This is a genomic window from uncultured Microbacterium sp. (genome assembly GCF_913776565.1).
GTDB lineage: Bacteria > Actinomycetota > Actinomycetes > Actinomycetales > Microbacteriaceae > Microbacterium.
Genome location: NZ_CAJYPF010000177.1, coordinates 1 through 4700 on the forward strand (window position 1 = coordinate 1; position 4700 = coordinate 4700).

Here is a 4700-nt window from a genome sequence, read left to right on the forward strand (position 1 = left end):
TGAGCGTCATCGGCGACAAAGAGGTCGTGCACACCCTCTTCACCGAGATCGCGCCCCTGGTGGCCGAGCGTGACGGCGGCTACACCCGCATCACCAAGGTCGGCAACCGCAAGGGCGACAACGCCCCGATGGCCGTGATCGAGCTCGTCCTCGAGCCCGTCGCCAAGAAGGCGTCGAACAAGGCGGCTGCTGCTCCCGCGGCCGCCGCTCCCGCCGCCGAGAAGCCCGTCGCCGACGAGCCCGCCGCGGACGAGACGGCGAACGACGAGGCCGCCGAGGCCGGCGCCGAGTCGCCCGCAGAGGGTGCTGCAGCTGAAGCCGCCGCCGCCGACGCGGTCCAGGACGACGCAAAGGCGTAACCTCTTCGCTCGCACGAAACCCCCGCCCCTTCGGGCGGGGGTTTCGTCGTTTGGACGCCGTGAACGCTCATAGGCTGGTGTGGTGCGCATTCGTCTCGACATCTCCTACGACGGCACGCACTTTCGCGGGTGGGCTCGGCAACCCGGACTCCGCACCGTTCAGGGCGAGCTCGAGGACGCCCTCGCCCGCATCGTCGGAGGCTCACCGCGGCTGATCGTCGCGGGCCGCACAGATGCAGGGGTGCACGCGTCCGGTCAGGTCGCCCACATCGATCTCGACGCGGACCAGGTCGGACGTCTGCCGCGTCGTCGCCGGGACGGCGATGAAAGCGATGCCGTGTCAGCCCTCGCCGGGAGGATCCGCGGGGTCCTCGGCGCATATCCGGACGTCACCGTCCACCGAACCACAGTCGCCCCCGAGGGGTTCGACGCGCGCTTCTCCGCCGTGTGGCGTCGCTATTCCTACCGTCTTGCGGACGCTTCGACGGGTTACGATCCGCTCGCCCGGCAGTGGACGACGACGACCCGCAGCGCGCTGGACGTCCGATCGATGGACGCCGCCGCGAATCGTCTCATCGGTCTTCACGACTTCGCCGCGTACTGCAAGGCCCGCGACGAGGCGACCACCATTCGGACGCTGCTCGAATACGACTGGCGCCGCGGCGAAGACGGCGTCCTCGTCGCGAACGTGCGCGCGGATGCGTTCTGTCACAGCATGGTGCGCGCGCTGGTCGGCGCGTGCGTGGCCGTGGGGGAGGGGCGGATCGCCGTCGACGACGTCGTCGCCATCCGTGATGCCCGCATGCGGATTCCCGAGACCAAAGTCCTCGCCGCTCGCGGGCTTGTTCTCGCCGAGGTCGGATACCCCGCTGACGACCTGCTGGCGGCCCGTGCCGAACAGACACGTCGGCGACGGGATGCCGACGACCCGGCATCCTGATTCACCCCGTCTGCGCTGGTGCAACCCTCGGCCGTGGCATCGACAGCGGTCGTAGGCTGTCCACGCCATGAAGGTCATCTCGTACAACCTCAACAAGCATCGTGCGGCCGGAGAACTCGTCGCCCTCGTCGAGAAGCACGAGGCGGACGTCCTGTGTCTGCAGGAGTGCGACTCCCGTGACATCCCCGATCGCATCAGCGGATTGCGTCTGGCCGAGGCCACGCAGCGGAACCGCCTGGGCCTCGCGGTGTACTACCGCGAGAACACCTTCCGTGCCGAGGATGTCCGCGCGATCGGACTGAAGAAGTCACTGCATGATTACGTGCTGAAGCCGGCCGAGGAGCGGATGCTGGGCGTGCGGCTGCGGGACATCGACCACGGTCGCGATGTCATCGTGGCCTCTTTCCACGCGGCGCCGCTGACGGCGCTGAATTCCTTGCGCCGGCATCAGATCCGGACCGCGCTGTCCGAGCTCCAGGATCTCGGTCCCGGTCTTCCCGCCCTGATGGTGGGGGATTACAACTACCCGGTGTTCAAGGAGAACCTCGGCCAGAGAATTCGTGACCAGGGATACGAGCTCACGTTGAGCGACGCACGGACCTACACGCGCTACCGGTTTTTCAAGGGGCACTACGATTTCGCGACATCGGCGGGGTTCGACATCGCGCATATCAAGACGCTGCCGCAGGGGCTGAGCGACCACCTGCCCATCTTGGTCACCGCCGAGGTGACGACGACGCACATCAGCGGAGGTGTGTGAGCTCCGGGGTTCCGAGACGGTGGAAACGCCGAGAGGGCCCCGTCGTGAGGCGACGGGGCCCTCTGCTTCGAAAGAGGAGCTCAGCTGCGGGCGCTGCGGCGGCGGCGGCGGATCGCCGCTCCGACGACGACAGCGCCACCGGCGACGACGAGACCCGCGCCGGCGATCCACACTCCCGTCGTGGCACCCGCATCGAAGCCGGTTACGGCGAGTCCGCCTTTGGCGGGGGAGGAAGGCGTGCCGGTCACGGTGACGGAGCCGTGCAGGACGGTTCCGCTTCGTGCGCCCGTGAATGTGAAGTCGTAACGGCCGCTCGCATTCTGGGGCACCGTGACGGGGACGCGGAGGGAGCCGTTGATGGCCTTGCTGCGCAGCGTGGTGTTCGTCTGGACGACGGATGCGAGAGCGATGCCGTTGGCGTTGACGCCGCTCACCGAGATGAGGACGTCTTCGTCTCCCTGCAGTGCAGGACGGTTGGTCGTGAAGACCGTCTGGCCGCCGGCCGGGATGACCGGGGGCGTCGCGATGACGACGGCGGGGTCGACGTAGGCGTTGGCGGCCGTCGGGGCCATCACCGCGGCCGCGGCGAGCGACAGCGCGGCGATTGCTCGGAGGATCGTGGTCTTCATGGTGTGCCCATCTGGTCAGCGTGATCGAGCCGGTGGAGCGGTCCGCATCATCCGTCGAGACTCGCGTGGCTCTGACGTCGATCTTTCAGCAGGGGCACCATCACGGTGGCGCGATCGACGACGGTTTCACGAACATCGGGCCCGGACTTCACCCGTTGCCGCCCGGTTCCGTGTCAGCCTCGTCGGCCGGGAACCGGCATGCGCCGGCGCCGGGTACCTCGGCCGGATCGCGGGTCGGAGTCGACACGGCATCCAGCACGGATGTCTCGGGGAGGGCGATCTCGAGGTCGATCGACGCGCTGCGACCCGGAGGCAATTCGACCGACCATTTCAGGACCGTGCGCCCGTCGTGAGTGCCACCCGCGAAGCCCGAGGCGATGGGGCTGTCGCTCGCGGAGCGCTGATCGACGACGGACGCGCCCGGCGGCAGATAGATGTACACACCCGTGAGAGCGTCACCAGGGGGTATTCCGTACGTGCCGGCGCCGGTGACGTAGGCGGGGAGCAGACGGGGGTCGGGAGCGTCGCTGCGGAGCTCGACGTGGACGGAGGCGGTTCCCGATCCGCACCACGCGGTCTCGACCCGCGGCCGCAGGTAGTAGTCCATCTTCGAACCCGTGCCGTCGTTCAGATAGACCCCGATCGTGGTCCGAGCCGCGTCGGAGACGGGGAGTGCGCCCTGCAGCGTGGTGCCGTCCAGAAGAGCCTGGGTGGCGGCATCCGCGTTCCAGACCAGGAGTCGCCGCTCGGCCGACGCGCGCGTGACGGCATCGATGAGGGCGACCGGAGCGGCCCGCCCCTCGGTGAGCGCCTGGAAGACCGCGATCGATGCGGAACGGAAGAACGCGTCCTGCGCGGTCGGGTCCGGATAGCGCGCGTAGACGTCGTGCAGCAGTAGCGGGATCGCCGAATCGGCGGTCATCTCGTCGCCTGTGGGAAGGCGTACGGGTCCCGTCGCGCGCAGAAGATACGACAGAGTGACGGGATCGACCGCCACGACGGCGTCGACCTTCGCTCCGTGCACGCGGCGCCACATCTCCTGCGCGAGGGGAGCGCCGACGGTGAAGTCCGGCACCTGCGTCGTGTCCTGGATGTAGCGCGCGGGGCGGGTGCCGTACAGGTCTTGGACGTCGGCAGGCAGAGATGCCACCGGGGCGCCGCTCAGCCGGGCGAAATCGCCGGAAGACCCCTGAGCGGAGAGCGTGAGACGTCCGCCGCTCGCATCGATCTGGGCGACGGCGCCGACCACACCCCCGACGGAGCGCCACTCGGCGTTGTTCTGGAACAGAACGAGCGTCGAGCGAGGCCCGTCAGCCCCGAGCATCCGCGGGACCAGCGAGGTGGCACGTCGCAGCGCATCGGCACGATCGGCCGCCGCGTCCAGGACATCCGCGGCGTGAGCGACGGTACGGGACAGTCGGCCGAGGAGGGGGGTGCGGTCGATCGCACCCACCTCGTCGGCGCTGCGTCGTAGCGTTTGAGCTGCGGTGGCAGCGGCGGGCTCGGCGGCTGCGAGGCGGTCGACGTCCACGACGCCGTCCGTCGGCTGCAGGGCCGCGGTCGCGAGATCGCCCGCGACGGAGGCGAGCGGCGTGAGGCCTCGGGTGACGGCGTCGTCGATCGCAGCGGCGGTACGCGCGACCGCCCGTAGTTGCGGACCCACCCAGGGCAAGGACTCCGCCAGCTGCCAGATCGGGTCGCTCGTCAGCGAGCGGGCCGCGTCGGTATCAGCGCCGATCGGAGCGAGCATCGCCAGGGCGGTCGCCGGATCGTCCGCCGCCTGGGTAGCGGCGGTCACCGTCGCCTGGGCGGACTCCAGGTGCTGGGCCGCCAGCGCGCCGCGCACCCCGATCCACACCGCGGCGATGAGGCCCGCCCCGAGAGTGAGGCATACGAGCCAGGCGAGAGCGCGGCGCCGACGACGGGGACGAAGACGCGACGGAGCCCTGACGATCACGCGAACACCCTAGACGGGGCGCGACGGCGAAGGACTCCATCGATCACCTCCCCGC

5 protein-coding genes are annotated in these 4700 nt (G+C 69.5%); 3 read left to right on the plus strand and 2 right to left on the minus strand.

Going from position 1 to position 4700, the window contains the following annotated elements; genetic code table 11:
- From QZ433_RS09925 to QZ433_RS09935, 3 genes are all read left to right on the plus strand, one after another.
- Nucleotides 1–359: bL17 family ribosomal protein (locus QZ433_RS09925; protein ID WP_295782706.1), on the plus strand; the 359-nt coding region annotated here is incomplete at its 5' end.
- Between the two features lie 82 nt (nucleotides 360–441).
- Entirely contained in the window at nucleotides 442–1299 is an 858-nt protein-coding gene (gene truA / locus QZ433_RS09930; protein ID WP_295782708.1) for a tRNA pseudouridine(38-40) synthase TruA, read from the plus strand.
- A 67-nt stretch (nucleotides 1300–1366) separates the two neighbouring features.
- Nucleotides 1367–2059: an endonuclease/exonuclease/phosphatase family protein gene (locus QZ433_RS09935; RefSeq protein ID WP_295782710.1), complete on the plus strand. Its 693-nt coding sequence runs from the start codon at nucleotides 1367–1369 to the stop codon at nucleotides 2057–2059.
- 80 nt (nucleotides 2060–2139) lie between these two features.
- On the opposite strand, the gene QZ433_RS09940 is transcribed toward QZ433_RS09935, so the two are convergent.
- Both QZ433_RS09940 and QZ433_RS09945 read right to left on the minus strand, forming a co-directional pair.
- Nucleotides 2140–2688 carry a hypothetical protein gene (locus QZ433_RS09940; protein WP_295782712.1) on the minus strand — a complete coding sequence of 183 codons (549 nt, stop codon included), beginning with the start codon at nucleotides 2686–2688 and terminating at the stop codon, nucleotides 2140–2142.
- Between the two features lie 148 nt (nucleotides 2689–2836).
- The gene (locus tag QZ433_RS09945) at nucleotides 2837–4645 is read right to left on the minus strand and encodes a DUF4012 domain-containing protein (RefSeq protein WP_295782715.1); all 1809 of its coding nucleotides are present in this window, start codon (nucleotides 4643–4645) and stop codon (nucleotides 2837–2839) included.
- Nucleotides 4646–4700 lie beyond the last annotated feature (55 nt).